The organism is Bacillus sp. SA1-12, assembly GCF_000981385.1.
Lineage (GTDB): Bacteria > Bacillota > Bacilli > Bacillales > Bacillaceae > Metabacillus.
Genome location: NZ_LATZ01000119.1, coordinates 323,057 through 342,380, shown reverse-complemented (window position 1 = coordinate 342,380; position 19,324 = coordinate 323,057). Strand labels below are relative to the sequence as shown.

The following is a 19,324-nucleotide window of genomic DNA, read 5'->3' as shown; positions in this document are numbered from 1 at the left end:
CAAGTTTACCAGTGAAAAGCCCGTTTTCGACCCTTAGTCTGGTTATAAGCCAGGTTTTTTAATTTTATTTTCGACTTTCATCAGTTTTTTTACGAGCTAGCAGAACATATCGGTGACTTAAACAGTTTAACTCCTTCTAAATTAAGATCTAATCCTACTTTATCAACTCACTATAGATGCAAACAACAAACATGAGAATTCAAACGTATATAAAAGTCATCGATAACAAACACTTTAACTGTTACATATGAAAAGGAGGCTATAAACATGGATGCAAATCGTGCACAAGAAATTGCAAATTCTTCAACTATGGCTAATGTCACGTATAACGGGGCTGGAATCTATATTGAGCATGTAGACCAACAAAACGGAACTGCTACAATCCACCCTCTTAGTGAACCAACTAGTAAACAAAGTGTTCCTGTAGCAAATCTTATCGAAATAGAATAGTACTAAAAACACCACTTTTTAAGTGGTGTTTTTTATGCTGTTCTATAAATTGTTACACTCGCAATTGTATTATGTCCTCTGATTACCTTTAAAATGATCGAGACATGCTTGACAGATACAAGATTTTCTCAATTGTTGTTCAGGTAACAGGTCAAAGATTTCGCGTGGAAAGAACTCTTTGCTGCACCAGCATGACTCATAACCACAGTTATTGTTTTTATTGCAGAATGGACATTCCATTGATTTAATGGTTTCCTCACCCATATTCATCACCCGCTTTCTGCTTTAACACTTTACTTTATGCCTTCCATTAACAGGATTTGTTCAATTTCTTTAAATCCATATGCACAGACATTTTTGGCGAGTTACAAAAACCTTTGCTCCATTTTCATCCTACTATATTGGTGAGTGTTCCCGTATTTAAAATTGATTTTAAATAATGATAAACACCATCTTCGTCACAAGTAAATTCTGTAATGTCATCAGCTATTTCTTTTATTTTATCTGGTGCATTTTTCATTGCTACAGAATATCCGACAAATCGTAACATGGGGATATCATTGTCACTATCTCCGATAGCCATTATTTCATGTTCAGTCAAATCAAATCGTTTTAACATCTCTTTTATTCCAGTAGCTTTATTCACATTTGCAACCATTAATTCGACATTATGCTCTGTTGATACCGAAGTAGTAAAATCAATGTCTTGCTTTAATAGGTCAAGTTCTTTTTTCCATTGATTGATATGTTCTTTCGTTCTCGCAAAGAAATAAAACTTTGAGAAGCGATTTCCCTCTATTTTTTCTGTCCAATTAATTTCTTCTTGAATCGCTTGTTTCCGGGAAAGCCACTCATTAATACCGACACTTTCAGGTTTTGGTTCTCTAATCTCATGTTCAACAAACAACTGATCCTGCTTTAAGGTTATTCGGGATTCTCCGTATGGAAAGAGTTCATAATATACTTTATTTTTTCTTGCTTTTTCGATAATCGTTTGAACTAGCTCCGAGGAAAGAGAATGCTCGAAAACGACATCCTTTCCTACATACCCAGCCATTCCATTCGAAGTAACAAACCCATCCACTTGAAATCCTTCTGGCACTACTCCTTCAATTTCATCAAACGATCTCCCAGTTGCAATAAACACATAAATTCCATTTTTCCGCAGTGTATCAATCATTTCTTTTGTATGTATACTTACCTGATTATAATGATTTAATATTGTCCCATCCATGTCTAAAAATATTGCTTTAGGTTTAAACGTCACGATTATTCCTCCTGCAAAATAAAAAGGTTTTCTGGTAAGTGTTTCTATCTTTTTTGTCCTTCTGATCTTAAAAATATGGGTCAGACCTCTCAAACATAGTATAAAGCTCTAAACTAGTTATAATTTCTAGATATATGAGTTTTTGAGGTCAGACCCTTCACTTTTGAAAATGACTCAAATTTTTAGATGCAAAACTAAACGGTCAATTCCTTTGTTTGTGTAACTTCTTGTGGCTGTTCCTTTATGAGCAACCCGCCAATTAAGCCGATCAATGAAAAGATGACTGGAATCAAAAAGCCGTAAAAATAGCCCACGCTGATTTCTGCACCATGAAAATGATCCAATACTTTACCAAAAAGACTTGGCAGCAGGACGGCGCTTAAAAAGCCACCCATATTGGCAAATCCTGAGGCAACCCCCACCTCTTTCACATCAAATGATTGACGAACAACGGCAAAGGTTAAGGCACTTGCTCCATTACCATAGCCTATTAGTAAAAAAAGTAGCACAAGCATGATAATTGGAGGTTTTCCATTAAATAGCAGAAAAGCAGACCAGCTCGTCAGAATGAGAATTTGGACTAGAATATATGGTTTTTTAATAGAATGATAACGACTGGATAGCCAGCTTGTTAAGGGCGCGCCTATTAATGCTCCGATAAGACCAATCATAATAAATTGACTCGCACCAGATCGGGACATATCAAACACATGCATTCCATAGGGCACAGCCCATGAACCGATGAAGCCTACATATGTTCCTACAGCGCCAAAGTGACAGAAAAAGGCTGCCCAAGCTTGGCGGCTGGAAAAAATCCGGTTTAGGATGACGAGTGTTTTCTCACGTTTTAGTTCACCCTTTACAGATGATGAAGTATTTGCCGGATTGTTTTTAATCATCCTTTTTGGCTGTCTAACAAGAACAATGTAGAGAAGAATTCCGCAAAGACATAATATAATTCCCATTGTTAAAAAAGAAGTTCTCCAACCTGACAAGGCAATGAAAACAGAAAAAGGTACTGTTGCCATCAAGAAGCCCAGACTTCCTGTCATTCCTGCCATCCCTAGCAATTTGACAAATTCATTCCCTTTAAACCATTGGCTTAAAATTAAAACTAAATTCACCCAAATCGTTGCATCGCCTGTTCCTACTATTAATCTAGCAAGAAGCAATACCGTTTCATTCGGGGCAAGACTATAAATAACTGTACCTAAACCAGTAAGAATTGTTCCTGTGATAAGAAAGAAGTTTGGCCCATATCGATCGGACAAAATCCCAATCGGAACCTGAAGCCCTGCATATGCAAAAAATTGTATACTTGTCAGCAATCCGATGGTAGCAGCCGTCACTTTAAAATCGTGCATTAATTGATCTGTTATGAGTCCCGGCGCTGTTCTTTGGCTTACAATAATAAAATAAGTAAACAATACGCTGGCAAAAACGATCCATCTGTATTTACTATTTTGTTTATTCATTTGTCAAAACTCCTGTTACATAGATTCCTAATCTATTATACTCCATTTAACTAAAGTATGTTTAAATTTACTAAAAGTTCATCTTTCTTTAACTTTCTTTTAGTAATATGGAGGATATTCTAGTTAAAATTTCATAATAAATGGTTGATGATAAAGATTCATTTCCTGGGTAAGCGCATAAACTGACTTTTTTCTGCAAAAGATTTAAAGATTATATCTTGAATGAATGCCTCACAACTATCCCTGGTTGCTCATAGGATGAAATGGGGGTGATTTGTTGACAAGGTGGGTAAAAGCAGTCATTTTGGTCTATCTCTCAATATTGTTTTTTGGAAGCTTTTTAGTGGTAAGCGGTTTATGGCTTGGATCCTTTGAGCAATCGATGCCATTTATCTCAAAAATAGAAATCTTTTTGTATTATTTCTTCGCCGGTGCTATTGGCGGATCACTGCGTCACCTTTATATGTTTTGTTCTCGGTATATGAAGGGGCAATTAAATGACTACAGAGAATGGATTATGTATATTTTTTACCCGATTTTTGCAACAGGAACAGCTGTAGTTGCCGTTACGCTAATACAAAGCGGGATCTTCTTAATTGAATTTACCGATTTTAAAGACACCCCTTATGGTCAAATCAGCATTTCCTTCTTAGTGGGTTTCGGGTTTAACCGTTTTTTAAATAAGCTGAACACTATTTCAAAAAATATCTTTCAAGCTAACAAGAACAACGATAAAAGCACGTTAAATCATAACCATAAATAAGAGGAAGCTCGATTGAGCATCCTCTTATTTTTTATATTTTTCTCTTCAAGGTTTAAGAAGGTGGTTAAACAGTATATTAAAATGGTTTACTTACCATCCACCACTTCTTTTAAAATCTCATAAGAACGTTTTTGCTTGTTCGAATCAAATATATACGAGACAGCCATTATCTCGTCTACTGCATATTTTTCTTGGAAGCTTGTCAATTGTTTTCGAATTGAATCCTTCCCGCCTAATAACGTCACGTTGGACATGGAAGTCACCATTTCTTTTTCGGACTGATTCCAAATTTGGTCCATATTTTCAACTGGAGGACGCATCGGCATTCTTGAACCTCTGACAACATTTAAGAAAAATTGCTGCATGGTTGTAGATTCAAATTGGGCCTCTTCATCGCTTTCTGCCGCAATCACATTTAGACAAACCATCATATATGGACTTTCAAGGTATTCGGATGGCTGAAAGCGCTGGCGGTAAATCGAGATGGCTTCTTCCATATACCTTGGTGCAAAATGAGAAGCAAATACATATGGCAAGCCTAATTTAGCTGCTAAATAGGCAGAATCTGTAGAAGAACCAAGAATATAAATAGGGATATTTGCATTAACACCTGGATATGCTTTGACATAACCCTGGCCCTCTTCCGGCCCAAAATAGGTAAGCAAATCATTAACATCATCAGGAAATGTATAGACAGAATCATTTTGTGATCGCCTTAATGCACTTGCTGTCATCATATCGGTACCAGGCGCACGGCCGAGGCCTAAATCTAAACGATCCGGATAAATTGCAGCCATTGTTCCAAATTGTTCGGCTACAACTAACGGTGAATGGTTTGGCAGCATGATACCCCCAGATCCTATACGGATATGGTCTGTATGCTCCAATGTATGTTTAATCAAAATAGAAGTAGCTGAACTAACAAGCGTCGGTGTGTTATGATGTTCAGCAATCCAATATCGCGTATAACCCATTTGCTCAGTCGCTTGAGCCAAATCAACCATAGCATCAATGGCATCCTTCGTCCCTTGCCCTTCACGAATAGGAGCAAGATTTAAGACAGATACGGGAAAGTGTATATTTGACATTTACATGATTCCTTTCATGATTAAGTTTCATCACTATAGTAACAGGTCGAAAAACGAAAACAAATTTAAATGCTTATAAGGTCATCTTGCAAGACTCATACTTTTTTCATTTGGCCATTTCATGCTTGGTTGATGTCAATACATACCTTCTCTCTGTTTCCATCATCGTATACACTGCTGAATGAAACTTAATGCGTTCAACAAATATATAATCGTTTTGTTATTCAGCATTTCTTAAAAATTTATTTTCCCCTTCATTTTTCTATCTAATTAATTCACCTCTATATATTTACTCCTATTTTGATGAATGACGATAAATTTACAGCTTCCTTTTGGCAATTTTCAAAAAACTTCTCCCAAAATGAAAATTCTAACTCCCCATCTTTTGTATACATTTCACGCAAAAAACAATGGCAGAAAATATAACACGTTCTGAAAACTTGTTGTGAAAGAATAAAGCATTTCCAATTCACTAAAGCGAGAATTTAGACAACTTGCATAATAAAAAATAACACTTTTGTTATTTCATACAGTGACAGTTTTCAGAATATTGTTTATCATGTAAGAAATAAATACATTTTATGTTAATATTTCTTACATTAAAATAAGGAGGTTCATTATGACAAAAAACATCGGAAAACCGGAAATTTTCTCATTAGGTTTACAACATGTACTCGCCATGTATGCTGGGGCTATCTTAGTGCCACTAATTGTAGGAGGAGCTTTGCAATTTACTCCGCAACAGATCGCTTTCCTTGTTTCCATTGATTTGCTTACATGCGGTATTGCCACAATATTGCAATCAATCAATGGTAAATATATCGGGCTCGGACTCCCGGTTGTATTAGGAACTTCTTTTGTAGCTGTATCCCCGATGATTATGATCGGAACGAATTATGGGATTTCTGCTATTTATGGGTCAATTATTACAGCAGGAATTTTTATTATACTTTTCTCTAATTTGTTTGGTAAATTAATCAAACTTTTTCCACCAGTTGTAACTGGAACGGTTGTCATAATTATTGGATTGTCCCTAATTCCAACGGGAATAAAAAATATGGGTGGCGGTGCTTCGAATCCTGATTTTGGATCTGTAGAAAACATCATTCTTTCTTTTAGCGTACTTGGTGTTATTTTAATCTTGAATCGATTTTTAAAAGGATTCCTTCGGGCAATTTCAGTTTTAATCGGAATTTTTTTCGGTACGATTGCCGCTGCTTTTATGGGAAAGATGGATACCAAGGCAGTTTCGGACGCGAATTGGTTCCATTTCCCAACACCATTTCATTTTAGTGCACCTTCATTTGAACTCGTACCAATCTTAACGATGATTTTAGTGGGGATTGTCATCCTCGTAGAGTCGACAGGTGCCTTTCTCGCCCTTTCAAAGATGACCGGAAGAGATCTAACTGAAAATGACATTGCTCGCGGTTATCGAACGGAAGGGATTGCATTTACTCTTGGCGGAATCTTCAACGCATTCCCATATAGTACATTTGCTCAAAATGTAGGTCTTGTTCAATTATCTGGAATTAAAACGAGATATGTCACGATAGCAGCAGGATTCATCTTAATCGGATTAGGTTTGGTGCCAAAGATTGCAGCATTAGCAACCCTTATCCCAACATCTGTTTTAGGTGGTGCAACAGTGATTATGTTTGGAATGGTTGTTTCTTCCGGAATAAAAATGCTTAGCGGGGTCGATTTTACCGACAACAATAATCTTTTAATTATAGCTTGTTCAATTTCTTTAGGACTGGGAGCAACCGTTGTGCCGGAACTTTTTGCAGGTCTGCCTGATACACTTCGAATCATCGTCAGTGACGGAATTATTACAGGAAGCATTACCGCGATTCTGTTAAATATTGTATTTAACATCCGACCTAAGCGATCAATTCAAATAATATCTGACCAAACATTAGAACCGAAAGTAAAAAATATATAAATAAATGGAGTTTGATGGCATGAATACACTTGAAACATTGAATAACACTTCCCCCGAACAATTTATGGAAATTGTCGGAGGAATCTTTGAACACTCCCCTTGGATTGCTGAAAAAGCTGAAAAAGCAAAACCATATTTATCTTTGGAGCATTTGTTTCAAGAAATGGTAATTGTTGTTGAGACTTCTTCCCTTGAACAGAAACTTTCACTTATCAAAGCACATCCTAATTTAGGGGAAAAAGTGTCAATGACAACAGAATCGACCACCGAACAAAAGGGAGCAGGATTGCAGGATCTTACTCCCAAAGAATATGACACCATTCTTGATCTAAATAAGCGATATATGGAAAAATTCAACTTCCCCTTTATTCTTGCAGTCCGCGGAAAAAACAAGGATCAAATCTGCGAAGCGATGAAAACACGACTTCAAAACGATAAAGTTCGTGAGTTTCAAACAGCCTTAGAAGAAATTTATAAAATCGCCCGATTTCGTTTAGAAGATAAATTAAGTGATTTATCCATTACAAAAAATAAACCCTTCTTTCTATAAGAATTCCTTTAGTCATGAAGTGAAAGGATGAAATAAATGAGTCTAGAAGTTTTAAATGAACAAGTAAAAAAGGATCTATCCTATCTTGGTATAAACCTTAAAGAACAGAAGCAACCTGTTACATTTTCTGAGGGACATGTGTATGATGTGATCATTATCGGCAGCGGCCAAGGAGGGCTGGGAACAGCCTTCGGTTTACTGCGTGAGCGAATCTCAAACATTCTCGTAATAGATGAAAACAAGGCAGGATTTGAAGGGCCGTGGGATACATACGCTCGTATGGTTACTTTGCGTACCCCTAAGCATTTGACTTCCATAGATCTCGGAATCCCCTCCCTTACCTTCCGTTCATACTGGGTAGCGCAATTTGGAGAAAAAGGCTGGGAAGCCATAGATAAAATCCCTCGAGTAGATTGGATGAATTATTTACGCTGGTATCGAAATGTTCTTAATTTGCCTGTTATAAACGAAGTAAAATTAACATTAATCGAACCCTTGGAAAACGGCAAACATAAGCTTCATATTACCGGTAATAGGGCTCCATCTCAAACATTATTAGCACGAAAAGTGATTTTGGCTACCGGAATTCAAGGCGGCGGCGAATGGCGTGTACCTAAAATGATCTCTGAAAACTTACCATCACATCTTTATTCCCATTCATCGAAACCAATTGATTTTTCATTATTAAAAGGGAAGAAGATTGCTATTTTAGGAGGAGGAGCTTCGGCCTTTGATAACGCTAATTACGCGTTATCTGAAAAGGTCTCTGAAGCACATGTATTTGTCCGACGTAAAGAATTGCCGCGTATTAATCCGATTCGTCAAATGGAAGGATCTGGACTCATCGAATGTTTCTATTCGTTGCCAGATCAAGAAAAATATGAGGTTATGTCCCATTTCTTTATAAATAATCAGCCTCCAACAAATGATACGTATGACCGAGCTGCTTCATGGCCGGGTTTTTGTCTCCATTTAAGTTCACCATGGCTGGATGTTAAACCTGTAAAGGAAAAAGTTGAAGTGACGACACCAAAAGGGAAATTCCTGTTTGATTTCTTAATTATCAGCACTGGACTAATAACCAATCCGGCTTTGCGACCCGAATTAAGCCTGATTGAAAAACATATTGCCAGATGGAGTGATCGTTATCAGCCCCCAAATGGTGTGAAGAACCCTCTGCTGGACGCTCATCCTTACTTAAGTTCAGGCTTCTGTCTTCAAAGCAAAGATGAAGCTGGTAAAAAACGACTATATGGTCTATTTACTTACAATTATTCAGCATTAATTAGCTGTGGTATAGTAGCCTCTGCCCTTTCAGGTATGAAATTCGGAATACCTAGATTAGTAACATCAGTATCAGAACAACTCTTCCATGATGCACGAAAAGAAATTCTTGATCAATATTTTACTTATAAAGAGCCGGAATTTATCAGTGACTTAAAAAACTCTGTGAGTAGTTCTTAATTTAATATAAAATTCAATTTTATTAAAGGAGATCACAACCATGGCAGGATTAACGACTCATGTACTTGATTTAACCCATGGCCAACCAGCCGATAACATTAAAATTGACCTATACTTCTTAGAATCAAAGGAATGGCGGTTAGTAAAAACTGCTGTAACGAATAAAGACGGACGACTTGAACACCCCCTCCTCTCAGACGATGATGTAAAAATCGGAACCTTTGAGCTCGTTTATCATATAGGCGACTACTTTCAGAGCAAAAACATCGAAATTCCAAGCCCGGCTTTCTTGGATCAAGTACCAGTTCGCTTTGGGATCGCAAATCCAGAAAGCCATTATCACGTTCCATTATTAATCTCTCCTTGGGGATATCAAATTTATCGCGGCAGTTAAAAAACCAGACATTCTATTCTTTTAAGAATAGCAATGTCTGGTTTTCATTAATGGATAATCAACAATATAATTAGTAAAGTTATAGACAAATTAAAAAATATTTTAATATTTTCTTTGGGAAAAAGTATTTTTTTCTTACTTTTTCCTATTTGAATTTATATTACTTCTACGGATTTTTTTGGCTTAATCCACTTTCCGTAAGGGCGCTGCTCAATAATTTTTCCATCTCGATACACAACCTTTCCTTTACTGATGGTTCCTGCAACATTGCAAGGAAATCTATGACCGATGTATAAACTTTCTTTATGTTTTGCAAAAAAGTTCTCCTTTGAAACTGTAAACGATTCATCTACTGTGATAATCGCTAAATCTGCATCAAAACCTACCGCAATTTTCCCTTTCCGATTTGATAATCCGAATCTTTCCGCTGGTGCAAAAGCTGTCAATTGAGCAACTGTTTCAAATGGAATGTGATATTTCAGAGCTATTTCAATCATGGCTAGAAGAGTGAATTGCCCGCTGCTAATTCCTCCCCACGCTGAAAACAAATGATGCTCAGCAGGGTCTTTTAATTCATAGGGACAAGGTGAATGATCAGATGTGATCATATCAAATTTTTGACGAATGACTAATGAAATTAATTTCTCTTGCTCCTCTTTTTCACGTAAAGGCGGAGCGCATTTAGCTATGCTGCCCATTTTACGTAAGTGGTTATGATTATATAGCAAATAATGAGGACAGGTCTCAACTGTAACATCCATCCCTCTTTGCTTTGCCTGTTCAATTTTTTCAATAGCTAAGGCAGAGCTTATATGAACAAAATGCAGCGGACATCTTGTAAGCTCTGCAAAATATAATGCACGCTCTACCGCTTCTGCTTCAGCAATAATTGGTCTTGATTCAAAATAATCATCAGCACTTAATGCTCCCGCTTTTACTTTCTCTGACATTAACCAATTTGTGATCGGCGCACTTTCCGAATGGAGCGCTAAAACCTTCCCTGTTTTCGCAATCACTTTCATACCATTTAGCAGTGTCATATCATCAACTGACTCAAATTCTTTGTTTCCTGTTTCAGATAGGAAGGCTTTAAATCCGATAACTCCAGCTTGCGCTAGCTCTTCTATATCCGTCTCATTACCAGGCACAAGACCGCCCCATAAACCAAAGTCAACAAAAGACTTTTGATTTCCAATTTGAGCTTTTTGATTTAGGGCATCGACATTCACGGTTGAAGGAATTCCGTTTAAAGGCATATCAAAATAAGTTGTACAGCCGCCTGCTGCCATCATCATTGAACCAGTATAGAATCCTTCCCAATGCTCTCTCCCAGGTTCGCTAAAATGCACATGTACGTCAATCATACCCGGAAAGATATAGTGGTTTTCTGCTTCCCAAGTAATCTTAGCAATATTTTTAATGTCCTTTTGTATAATGGCAATTCTTCCATCCTTTATTCCGATATCTGTTTGGATTACTCCCTCAGACAAAACTGCCTTTCCATTTTTTATCACAATATCTAATTGCTCCATTCTCAAAACTCCTTTTAAGGAAAACTTTGATTTTCATTATCTAACAATCTATGTGAATAAATGTAACATATAATTAGTTTATCGGAACATCATGTATGAATCATTAGTAGAATTGTAAATTAATTATTAATTATTTTGTACAGAGTAACTAAAATTAGATAGTAATAAAGCCAGGTACTTTGATTATGTAAGTGCCTGGCTTTTCGGGTTAGTATCGTCTTGTAACAGAATTAGACAATAGCTTAAAACCATTAATCTGACATTCAACAATATCTCCATGTTTAATAACAACTGATCCTGGTGTTCCTGTCAGAATGATATCTCCTGGATGTAACGTCATGATGTGCGAGAAATATGAAACGATAAACCAAGGCGGGTACATCATATTGGCGACCACATTGCGATGAGTAACTTCTCCGTTTAGCGTGGTTTCAACAGTAATATCTTTTAGGTGTGTGAATTCATCAGTGGTAATGAAATATGGCCCGAAGCTAAAAAACGTATCAAAACTCTTTGCCCGTTGTAAAAACCGAGGATTATTTGCATGAATATCTTTAGCTGTAACATCGATTGCCGTTGTGAATCCTGCAACAAATGATGATGCGCTTGCTTCGTCAATATTTTTACACGTCTTCCCAATGATAATGGCTAGTTCAGCTTCTGCTGTGACTACATTTGCTTGAGGAGGAAGTATGATTGAATCATTCGGCCCTATTAAGCTCGTATCTGGCTTCATAAAAATGATCGGTTCAGCTTCTGGTGGCCGTCCAGATAATTCAATCGCCTTATCCAAATAATTCATCCCGACACCGCAAATTTTTCGCGGTTGACGATAGAGCGGGGCAAACGCTGTATCTTCTGCTAATATGGTCGGGAGGTGAGATAGTCTGCTTTCACCGCCATTTTTATACCAGTTCTTCAGGTCTGTCAGTTGATTTGTTTGCAATAGTTCAAACAGGTTTGTACTCCATTTTTCCCCTGCATATTCATTTATGATTTGAATCAAAGTCGCTCGGTCCTCCGAAATGACGGCACCCTCTTCTTTATCCTTCAGTTTTATTGTGGCAAGCTTCATTTTTTCCTTCTCCTTACTTGAAACTATACACTCTCATTATTTGTCGAGTAAAAGGGCATGAACCCAATGTAATAGTTTTCGATCATTATGTCGATTCGCAATAAACGATAATCCTATTGGTAATCCGTTCACATTAACAGGAATTGTTATTTGCGGTAAACCTGCCAAACCGGCAATACAGGTCAATTGCATGGCTCTAGAACGATACTGTTCTGCTTTTTCTCCGTGCAGATTTACTAGCGGTGCAGCGCCCGGAGCAGTCGGTATGACGAAAACTGATTCTTCGCCTAATAGGTATGACAGTTTGTCTGTAATAGTTTGTCTTAATTGGAATTGGCGTTTACATTCTTCTTTATTCAATGTGCTTGCCCACTTAAATCTTTCTGAAATACCCCGTCCAAATTTCGGGTTTTCATTCTGAATCCACTCGCCATGTTCTTCCCAAATCTCAAGCCCTTGCAGAACTCGAAATGTATTTGCCCACTCTGCCAATCCTTCTTCCGCGATATGCCGCCACTCACAGTGATCTGCTTTGTTCATCACTTTTTGAAAAAACAATAATAATGCTCCTTTGTTTTCTCTGTCCAACAACCCCCAAGCGTCTTCACCTAAGAAAATATGACGAAAGCCTTCCTCTGCGTTTTGCCCATTTAATAAGACCTCACCAACCTCTATTAACAATCTCGAATCTTTTGTCATCCACCCTACTGTATCAAAGCTTTTTGCCAAAGGGATTATCCCTTCAATAGGCACAACTCCATGTGTTGGACGAAATCCGTAAATTCCGCAATAAGATGAAGGAATTCGAACAGAGCCTCCAGTATCTGTACCCAAGGCAAAATCAACTACTCCTGCCGAAACTGCCACAGCAGACCCGCTTGAAGAGCCTCCTGGAATTCTTGTTGGGTCTGTTGGATTTATAGGTGTACCATAATGAACGTTCTCTCCATTTAAACTATACATAAGCTCATCTGTATGTACCGTTCCTGTTAGCTTTGCTCCTTGCTGCAAAAGAGTGCTAATGACTGGAGCATGGTCCGTTGCCGGTTTATGTGTTCGGTACCAATCAGGGTTTCCTGCCGTATTTGTATAGCCTTTGATTGAAAAAACATCTTTTACTGTAAAGTTGAATCCGTCTAACGGACCTTCCTCTAATGGTTCCAAAACAATACCTTCATTAACAAACGCATTCCATTTATCATTCATTTCATTACCTCCAATAAATCGGATTCTTTCAGCCCATGAATATGATTTACTAGTTTATTTACAACAGATGCCTTTTTCTTTTAGGGAAAAGATATTATTGAACCTTGAAGCGTGGTGATTTAGCCATGAATCGTCGGGATTGAACGACGTAAAGGTAGTATTGAACCACAGACAGGTCGGATTACTTACCCCTCTTTAAGATTGAAACACAAACACAAACCCTAGTATTTAATCCTTCTAATCTGTTTAACAACTCTTTTATTTCACAACCAAATTAGATGCTTCATATATAGTTAATGCTGCTTGTAACGCTTGGCCTGTTTGAACTTTCACCTTATGACGGATTAAAACTGCTTCAAGAGCTGCCAACACAAATAAGATATTTTCTTTACGGCAGCTGAATCCCATGGTTCCAATTCGCCAAATTTTCCCGTGCAGCGGACCAAACGAACTAGCAATCTCAATTCCGAAATGCTGTAAGAGCATGGATCTTACAGACTCACCATCCACATCGGCTGGAATCTTTACACAAGTTACCATAGGGAGTTTCCAAGTAACACCATTAAATAATTCCAAACCCATTGCCTTAATTCCTTCTATTAGCGCCTTTTCGTGAAAACGATGTCGATCAAATCGCTCCTCCAGCCCTTCTTGTAATACGATGCGGACACCTTCACGTAAAGCATATAGCATGGAGGTTGCCTCTGTATGGTGATTCAACCTTCTCGGTCCCCAATAATCCTGAAGTTGACTAAGGTCAAAATAATTACTTCGAATCGGTTCCTGTACATTAACTTGATCCTCTTCAGTCGAAATTCCTCTTTCTACTTTTTTTCGAGAAGCAATAACCTGTTCAACTCGTTCATTATATGTGATCGGAGCCATTCCAGATGGAATAGATAAACATTTTTGAGTTCCGCCTATCACGGCATCCAATTTCCATTCATCTACTTTAACTTCAGTGCCGCCAATCGTCGCAACTGCATCTACAATACACAATACGTCATGCTCGCGGCATGCTGGTCCAATCCGATCTAAAGGCTGCATACAACCTGTAGATGTTTCGCCATGAACAATCGCGAGCACTTTAGGTTTTACTCTCTTTAGTTCCTCTATAATAACCTCTTGATCAAATACTTTTCCCCATTCACATTCAATCAGATGGATTTCAGCACCATTCCGCTCTGCTATTTCTGTTAATAAATACCCAAATCTTCCATAAATCGGAATGAGCACTTTATCACCCGGTTTTATTACACTGCATAATAACGCTTCAATACCGGATCTCGATGTTCCATCGATGGGAAATGCCCATTGGTTTTTCGTTTGGAACACCTGGCGAAGCAATTCCATTGTTTCATTCATTATTTTTGTGAAAGCAGGATCGAATTGTCCTAAAATTGGCATACTCATTGCTCGTAATACCCTTGGGTCGACCTCAACAGGTCCCGGAGTCATAATGGTCCGTAAAGGTGCATCTATTTCTTGAAAAGCATTCATACTGTTTGCCTCCTTAATAAGCTAACTTATACAAAATCTTGATCAATAATTGAATCCCTTTTTTTAAATCTTCAGTTTTGGTAAACTCGCATGGGGAATGACTTATTCCATTTTTGCTCGGTACAAATAATAATGCTGTAGGGCAATACGACCCGAAAATTTGTGAGTCATGACCTGCGCCACTCGTCATTTTTTTAAAAGGTATTTGCTCTTCGGATAAAATCAATTCAGTCACCTGATTTAATTGTTCATTCATTTTTACTGGTTTTTCATTCATCCAATTCTCGACGGTTACTTTTGTATCATGTTGATTTGCAATCGAAATAAAATGTGCAAATACGTCGTCACAAAATTGATCAAGAACATACTCTTCACTATGGCGGATATCCATACTAAACATGATCTTGCCCGGAATGACATTTGACAAATTAGGTTCTATAATCATTTGTCCAACTGTTGCAACTAGGTCAGGATATGTTTCTTTTGCTTTCTTTATAAGATATTGAATGAGTTCAGTTGCTGTAAACATAGCATCTTTGCGCCAAGGCATTGGGGTTGTTCCTGCATGATTGCTTTCCCCAACTACGGTGACATTATATCTTCTTTGTCCGACTATATGACTCACAATCCCAATTGTTTTTTGTTCCCGTTCTAATATTTGACCTTGTTCAATATGAAGTTCAATAAAACAATCAAGATCTTTTCGTTGAGGTTTTTGATACTTCCCTTGGCCAAACCCCGCATTTTTCATAGCCATAACAAAAGGAGTGCCATCTGAATCGATCAGCTGCTGAACATCCTTGAGAGATTTAACACCAGTAATACTGCCAGATCCCCAGTATGTCATCGGAAAACGACTTCCTTCTTCCTCACATAAGGAAACGACCTCTATATTTTTTTTCGGTAACCCGTAATGTTCAAACAAATATTGTAAAGCAATCATTCCCGCTATTACGCCGAACGCTCCATCATACTTTCCCCCATCAATTACTGTATCAATATGAGATCCTGTTAAAATAGTTGAGGGATTTTCTTGTGCAGCTGATAATCTGCCAAATAAATTTCCGACATCATCATAAAAAGCATGAAGTCCGATGTTTTTCATTCGTTTTTCGAGCGCTTGCTGTGCGGATATCCAACTATCTGAGTATAATTGGCGAGTGACTCCGTTGTTTTTGCTTTTTCCAAATGAAGCCAGCCACTCCACCATTTCTTCAATTTGGTCGAAGTAAGCCAGAGACGTTTTTTCCCTTATTACCAACCTTATCCCCCTCTATATCTTGTTATTGCATCACCCTAAATGGGATGTTTTATTACATGAATAGTGATATAGTTTGATTGTAAAAGAAAAAACTAGTAAAATCATTCACACAAATGTAGAATGTTTTATAGATTCATTGTTTATATTAACTAAAAATAATCATTAGTGCACAAATTTATGTTAATTATCCTGACAATAGGAGAGAGATTGAATGGAATTATGTAAATTATTACAATTGCCCGTGTTTCATGGAGCCTTTATAGTCGCTGGAAAACAAGGAATTTCACGTGAAGTCCAAACAGTAAATATGATGGATGCGCCAGATATTATCCATTTTTTAAAAGAAAATGATTTACTTATTACTACAGCATTCCACTTTAAAGAAGATATTGATTCATTACTCTCACTCATACTTGAAATGGAAAAGCAAGGGTGTTCAGCATTAGGTATTAAAACAAAGAGATTTTTAGATAAAATACCGGAAGCGGCTGTTTCACTTGCAAACGAACTCCAATTTCCGCTTATTGAACTGCCTGTTCAAACTTCATTAGGAGATATTGTTAATCAATCTTTAAGTTACATCCTCGATGTCCGCACAAATGAACTTGATCAAGCTATGCAGACACATCAACAATTTACAAATGATGTCATTAGTGGTCAAGGGATTGAAAAGATTGTTAAACGTTTATCCACATTAATTGATTATCCTGTTGTCTTATTAAATCACCAATTACGTCCTCTTCAAAAACAAGCAAAGCAAAAGTCAATTATTGATAGATTAGAAGAATTGCTTACAAAAGGGTATTCCTTTCATTTACCAAAAACGACTATGTCCAGCTTTTCAATGTTATCTGAGACACGGGAATCAATTAGTCTATTTCCTATTTATACACATAAAAGCCAGTCTAGTTTTTTAGCAGTTTTAGGATTCATCCCTCTTTCTGACCGATCGACCATTTTAACTGTTGAGCAAGCAACTAACGTCATAGCGTTTGAACTTATGAAGGAAAATGCTTTAAATCAGCATTCAAGACGTGTACGAAACGAGTATTTTTCCAACTTTATTAATCGGACATTCTCTTCGAATGATGAAATTATTAGCAGAGGAAGAGAATTTGGATTGCAAAACGATAAGAGGTATATCTGTGTTGCTGCTGATATATCTGACCAAGACAAAACTGTACCAACTATTCAATATCAGTCAAAACAAGAACTTATTTACGAAACCATTGAATCTGAAATCCGCCCCTTTGAACAACCTGTCCACATTTTCACAATGGACCAGTCCTATATCCTTCTTTTCGAACTCGTAGGAACATGGAAAAACATTGAGGAAACGGTTCTTTCTTTGTTAAAAACTATTCAATCTAAGGTTTATACCTACTACCGCGAACACATTTCATTTGGTATAAGTAACTACGCTGAACAACTTATCCAAGTTCCTGTTTCCTATAAGGAAGCAAAAGACGCCCTTTACTATGGAAATATGTCAGGCAAAATACAATTTATTGAAATTTACCAACCGAAGGAAGTTCCTGAAATATTACGTATGGTTCCAATTGATCAATTAAAAAAGTTTTATACAGATACCTTTCAAGCCTTTGCTAATGAACCGAAAAAGGATCATCAGGACCTGCTGCAAACGTTATCTGTTTATCTGGAAACACACTGCCAATTATCCGAAACGGCAAAAAGGTTATATATACACCGAAATACTGTGATTTACCGTTTAGAAAAATGTGAAGAAATCATTGGCAGAAGTATTAAAGAACCTGACGAAACATTGCGGTTGCGTCTAGCATTTCGAATTAAGACTTTACTTCAAGGGAGTACCTAATTTCCTTTATTAATAAGAATCTTGATAGTTAGCTGCTTTTAGAGTAACAGTATTAAATACCGGTTAAACACTTGTTGAATTTTTTCCTTTGTCCAACACGAATGCTTTTCTTGTAAATAGATAAAGAAGCACCCCTTTAGAAAGTGCTTCTTTATCGAAACTTTATAGTCATATACTTTTCAGCCGCCTTAAGTTCTCATCACTAAGTTTACAAGATTATTCATTCCCAAAGATACCGGCGTGATGATACCATGACGAAAACGCTGATACTACTTGCTTCCCTAATAAATATCCACCAATTGCATATGCTTCTCCTCGTTCTTTAAGTGCTTCTATCGTTGGGTAATTGTCATAAATTATAAAATTATACTGACGATTTTCATTTCCACCAAGAAAAGCTTCGTTTAAATACGAAACTGCTTCATTTAAAGCATAGTTACCTCGATCCATCACTTCATAGAAGGAAACAAAACCATGCATAACCCCATTGTAACGAATGGCTTTAACAGGTACGCCACTTTCGGCCAGACGTTTACCGTATGCTTCACCTTCATCTCGTAATGGGTCGAACTCTGCTGTAATAACGAGTGCAGCCGGGAGGTTTTTGAGTGAATCAGCATGTAATGGCGAGGCATATGGGAGATTCCACATTTCTTCATTTGGTGTATAATGTTCCCTTGCCATTTCCATCACACTTCGTGACAAAAGATAATAGCCGCTGTCATACGTTTCCCTCGATGAAAACGCGATATCTTTAAAGGTTGTTAGTGGATAAAAAAGAGTTTGAGCTGTAATTTCAGGGCCTTTTTGGTCACGAGCCATCATTGTTACAGCAGTGGCAACATTGCCGCCTGAGCTGTCACCAACAACCGCCAGCTTAGTTGGATCACCATGAAATGCAGCAGCATTCTCAACAGCCCAAAGTAATGCTTCATAACTATCCTTAACGGCAGTTGGATAAATATATTCAGGTGCCAATCGATAGTCAACTGAGATAACAACACTGCCTGTTCTTGATGCGAGGGCTCGTACGATATTATCATGGGTATCGATATTCCCATAGCCTTCCATAAATGCTCCGCCGTGATAATACAAAATGATGGGATGTGGTCCTTCTGCCTTTGGTTCATAGATTCTGATTGGGATATCTTCCCCGTCAGACATCGGAATATGAATCGTTTCTCGATTATAAGGCGGAGTACCTGATCTTGTAAAAATCTTTGGGGCTTTCGTATCAGCTGAAACGAGGTTTTGATTAACGGCATGTAATAATACTGCGGTCTTTACTGGTACGATGCCAGCTTCTGTCTCCCTCCACTGCTCAACATAAGCAATGATAATTAGACTACATACTAGTAAAATACTAACTAACAAGAGGAAGAAGTGCTTTATACGTTTTGTCATAACATTAGCTGTTTTTAGCCATACCCTCCCCGTTAAATTAATCTTTTTCAACTCTTACAAATGTTATCTATTTTAGTATAAATGATAGAATTATAGAAAAAATCAAGCAAATT

17 protein-coding genes are annotated in these 19,324 nt (G+C 37.4%); 7 read left to right on the top strand and 10 right to left on the bottom strand.

Going from position 1 to position 19,324, the window contains the following annotated elements:
- Window positions 1-267: 267 nt before the first annotated feature.
- Complete coding sequence (locus WQ54_RS21070) at window positions 268-450, top strand: small acid-soluble spore protein H (protein ID WP_046587005.1); 183 nt, start codon at window positions 268-270, stop codon at window positions 448-450.
- 69 nt (window positions 451-519) lie between these two features.
- On the opposite strand, the gene WQ54_RS32940 is transcribed toward WQ54_RS21070, so the two are convergent.
- From WQ54_RS32940 to WQ54_RS21060, 3 genes are all read right to left on the bottom strand, one after another.
- Complete coding sequence (locus WQ54_RS32940; RefSeq protein ID WP_231597612.1) at window positions 520-690, bottom strand: cysteine-rich CWC family protein; 171 nt, start codon at window positions 688-690, stop codon at window positions 520-522.
- Between the two features lie 148 nt (window positions 691-838).
- Window positions 839-1,717: an HAD family hydrolase gene (locus tag WQ54_RS21065; RefSeq protein WP_156178035.1), complete on the bottom strand. Its 879-nt coding sequence runs from the start codon at window positions 1,715-1,717 to the stop codon at window positions 839-841.
- Between the two features lie 194 nt (window positions 1,718-1,911).
- Window positions 1,912-3,192, bottom strand: a complete 1,281-nt coding sequence (locus WQ54_RS21060; protein ID WP_046587004.1) for a nitrate/nitrite transporter — start codon at window positions 3,190-3,192, stop codon at window positions 1,912-1,914.
- A gap of 277 nt (window positions 3,193-3,469) precedes the next feature.
- On the opposite strand from WQ54_RS21060, the gene WQ54_RS21055 reads away from it, so the two are divergent.
- Window positions 3,470-3,955: a hypothetical protein gene (locus tag WQ54_RS21055; RefSeq protein ID WP_046587002.1), complete on the top strand. Its 486-nt coding sequence runs from the start codon at window positions 3,470-3,472 to the stop codon at window positions 3,953-3,955.
- Between the two features lie 86 nt (window positions 3,956-4,041).
- On the opposite strand, the gene WQ54_RS21050 is transcribed toward WQ54_RS21055, so the two are convergent.
- Window positions 4,042-5,043, bottom strand: coding sequence for an LLM class flavin-dependent oxidoreductase (locus WQ54_RS21050; protein ID WP_046587001.1), 1,002 nt, complete (start codon window positions 5,041-5,043; stop codon window positions 4,042-4,044).
- Between the two features lie 619 nt (window positions 5,044-5,662).
- Here WQ54_RS21050 and WQ54_RS21045 point away from each other — a divergent pair.
- Genes WQ54_RS21045 through uraH form a run of 4 tightly spaced genes read left to right on the top strand, consistent with a single transcriptional unit; the run spans window position 5,663 to window position 9,396 of the window.
- Window positions 5,663-6,988, top strand: coding sequence for a nucleobase:cation symporter-2 family protein (locus WQ54_RS21045; protein ID WP_046587000.1), 1,326 nt, complete (start codon window positions 5,663-5,665; stop codon window positions 6,986-6,988).
- 19 nt (window positions 6,989-7,007) lie between these two features.
- The gene (gene uraD / locus WQ54_RS21040) at window positions 7,008-7,538 is read left to right on the top strand and encodes a 2-oxo-4-hydroxy-4-carboxy-5-ureidoimidazoline decarboxylase (RefSeq protein ID WP_046586999.1); all 531 of its coding nucleotides are present in this window, start codon (window positions 7,008-7,010) and stop codon (window positions 7,536-7,538) included.
- A 36-nt stretch (window positions 7,539-7,574) separates the two neighbouring features.
- The gene (locus tag WQ54_RS21035) at window positions 7,575-9,002 is read left to right on the top strand and encodes an NAD(P)-binding domain-containing protein (RefSeq protein ID WP_046586997.1); all 1,428 of its coding nucleotides are present in this window, start codon (window positions 7,575-7,577) and stop codon (window positions 9,000-9,002) included.
- 40 nt (window positions 9,003-9,042) lie between these two features.
- On the top strand, window positions 9,043-9,396 hold the full coding sequence (gene uraH / locus WQ54_RS21030) for a hydroxyisourate hydrolase (protein ID WP_046586996.1): 354 nt from the start codon (window positions 9,043-9,045) through the stop codon (window positions 9,394-9,396).
- A 155-nt stretch (window positions 9,397-9,551) separates the two neighbouring features.
- Here uraH and WQ54_RS21025 read toward each other — a convergent pair whose 3' ends face one another.
- From WQ54_RS21025 to allC, 5 genes are all read right to left on the bottom strand, one after another.
- Window positions 9,552-10,928, bottom strand: a complete 1,377-nt coding sequence (locus WQ54_RS21025; RefSeq protein WP_046586994.1) for an allantoinase — start codon at window positions 10,926-10,928, stop codon at window positions 9,552-9,554.
- A gap of 208 nt (window positions 10,929-11,136) precedes the next feature.
- Window positions 11,137-12,003, bottom strand: a complete 867-nt coding sequence (locus WQ54_RS21020; protein ID WP_046586993.1) for a fumarylacetoacetate hydrolase family protein — start codon at window positions 12,001-12,003, stop codon at window positions 11,137-11,139.
- A 36-nt stretch (window positions 12,004-12,039) separates the two neighbouring features.
- Complete coding sequence (locus tag WQ54_RS21015; protein WP_046586991.1) at window positions 12,040-13,209, bottom strand: amidase; 1,170 nt, start codon at window positions 13,207-13,209, stop codon at window positions 12,040-12,042.
- 258 nt (window positions 13,210-13,467) lie between these two features.
- On the bottom strand, window positions 13,468-14,709 hold the full coding sequence (locus tag WQ54_RS21010; protein WP_046586989.1) for an alanine--glyoxylate aminotransferase family protein: 1,242 nt from the start codon (window positions 14,707-14,709) through the stop codon (window positions 13,468-13,470).
- A 13-nt stretch (window positions 14,710-14,722) separates the two neighbouring features.
- On the bottom strand, window positions 14,723-15,970 hold the full coding sequence (allC, locus tag WQ54_RS21005; protein WP_269431582.1) for an allantoate deiminase: 1,248 nt from the start codon (window positions 15,968-15,970) through the stop codon (window positions 14,723-14,725).
- Between the two features lie 211 nt (window positions 15,971-16,181).
- Between allC and WQ54_RS21000 the strand changes: the two genes are divergently transcribed.
- Window positions 16,182-17,807, top strand: a complete 1,626-nt coding sequence (locus WQ54_RS21000) for a PucR family transcriptional regulator (protein WP_046586988.1) — start codon at window positions 16,182-16,184, stop codon at window positions 17,805-17,807.
- Window positions 17,808-18,023: 216 nt separating this feature from the next.
- Here the strand turns inward: WQ54_RS21000 and WQ54_RS20995 are convergent, their stop codons facing one another.
- Complete coding sequence (locus tag WQ54_RS20995) at window positions 18,024-19,211, bottom strand: alpha/beta hydrolase (protein WP_046586986.1); 1,188 nt, start codon at window positions 19,209-19,211, stop codon at window positions 18,024-18,026.
- Window positions 19,212-19,324: the final 113 nt, after the last annotated feature.

Bases quoted from the DNA above. Each gene is read 5' to 3' on its own strand.
- WQ54_RS21020 (WP_046586993.1), bottom strand. From the start codon at position 12,003: ATGAAGCTTGCCACAATAAAACTGAAGGATAAAGAAGAGGGTGCCGTC.
- uraH (WP_046586996.1), top strand. From the start codon at position 9,043: ATGGCAGGATTAACGACTCATGTACTTGATTTAACCCATGGCCAACCA.
- WQ54_RS21045 (WP_046587000.1), top strand. From the start codon at position 5,663: ATGACAAAAAACATCGGAAAACCGGAAATTTTCTCATTAGGTTTACAA.
- WQ54_RS21025 (WP_046586994.1), bottom strand. From the start codon at position 10,928: ATGGAGCAATTAGATATTGTGATAAAAAATGGAAAGGCAGTTTTGTCT.
- WQ54_RS21050 (WP_046587001.1), bottom strand. From the start codon at position 5,043: ATGTCAAATATACACTTTCCCGTATCTGTCTTAAATCTTGCTCCTATT.
- WQ54_RS32940 (WP_231597612.1), bottom strand. From the start codon at position 690: ATGGAATGTCCATTCTGCAATAAAAACAATAACTGTGGTTATGAGTCA.
- WQ54_RS21000 (WP_046586988.1), top strand. From the start codon at position 16,182: ATGGAATTATGTAAATTATTACAATTGCCCGTGTTTCATGGAGCCTTT.
- WQ54_RS21070 (WP_046587005.1), top strand. From the start codon at position 268: ATGGATGCAAATCGTGCACAAGAAATTGCAAATTCTTCAACTATGGCT.
- WQ54_RS21015 (WP_046586991.1), bottom strand. From the start codon at position 13,209: ATGAATGATAAATGGAATGCGTTTGTTAATGAAGGTATTGTTTTGGAA.
- WQ54_RS21060 (WP_046587004.1), bottom strand. From the start codon at position 3,192: ATGAATAAACAAAATAGTAAATACAGATGGATCGTTTTTGCCAGCGTA.
- WQ54_RS20995 (WP_046586986.1), bottom strand. From the start codon at position 19,211: ATGACAAAACGTATAAAGCACTTCTTCCTCTTGTTAGTTAGTATTTTA.
- uraD (WP_046586999.1), top strand. From the start codon at position 7,008: ATGAATACACTTGAAACATTGAATAACACTTCCCCCGAACAATTTATG.
- WQ54_RS21035 (WP_046586997.1), top strand. From the start codon at position 7,575: ATGAGTCTAGAAGTTTTAAATGAACAAGTAAAAAAGGATCTATCCTAT.
- WQ54_RS21010 (WP_046586989.1), bottom strand. From the start codon at position 14,709: ATGAATGCTTTTCAAGAAATAGATGCACCTTTACGGACCATTATGACT.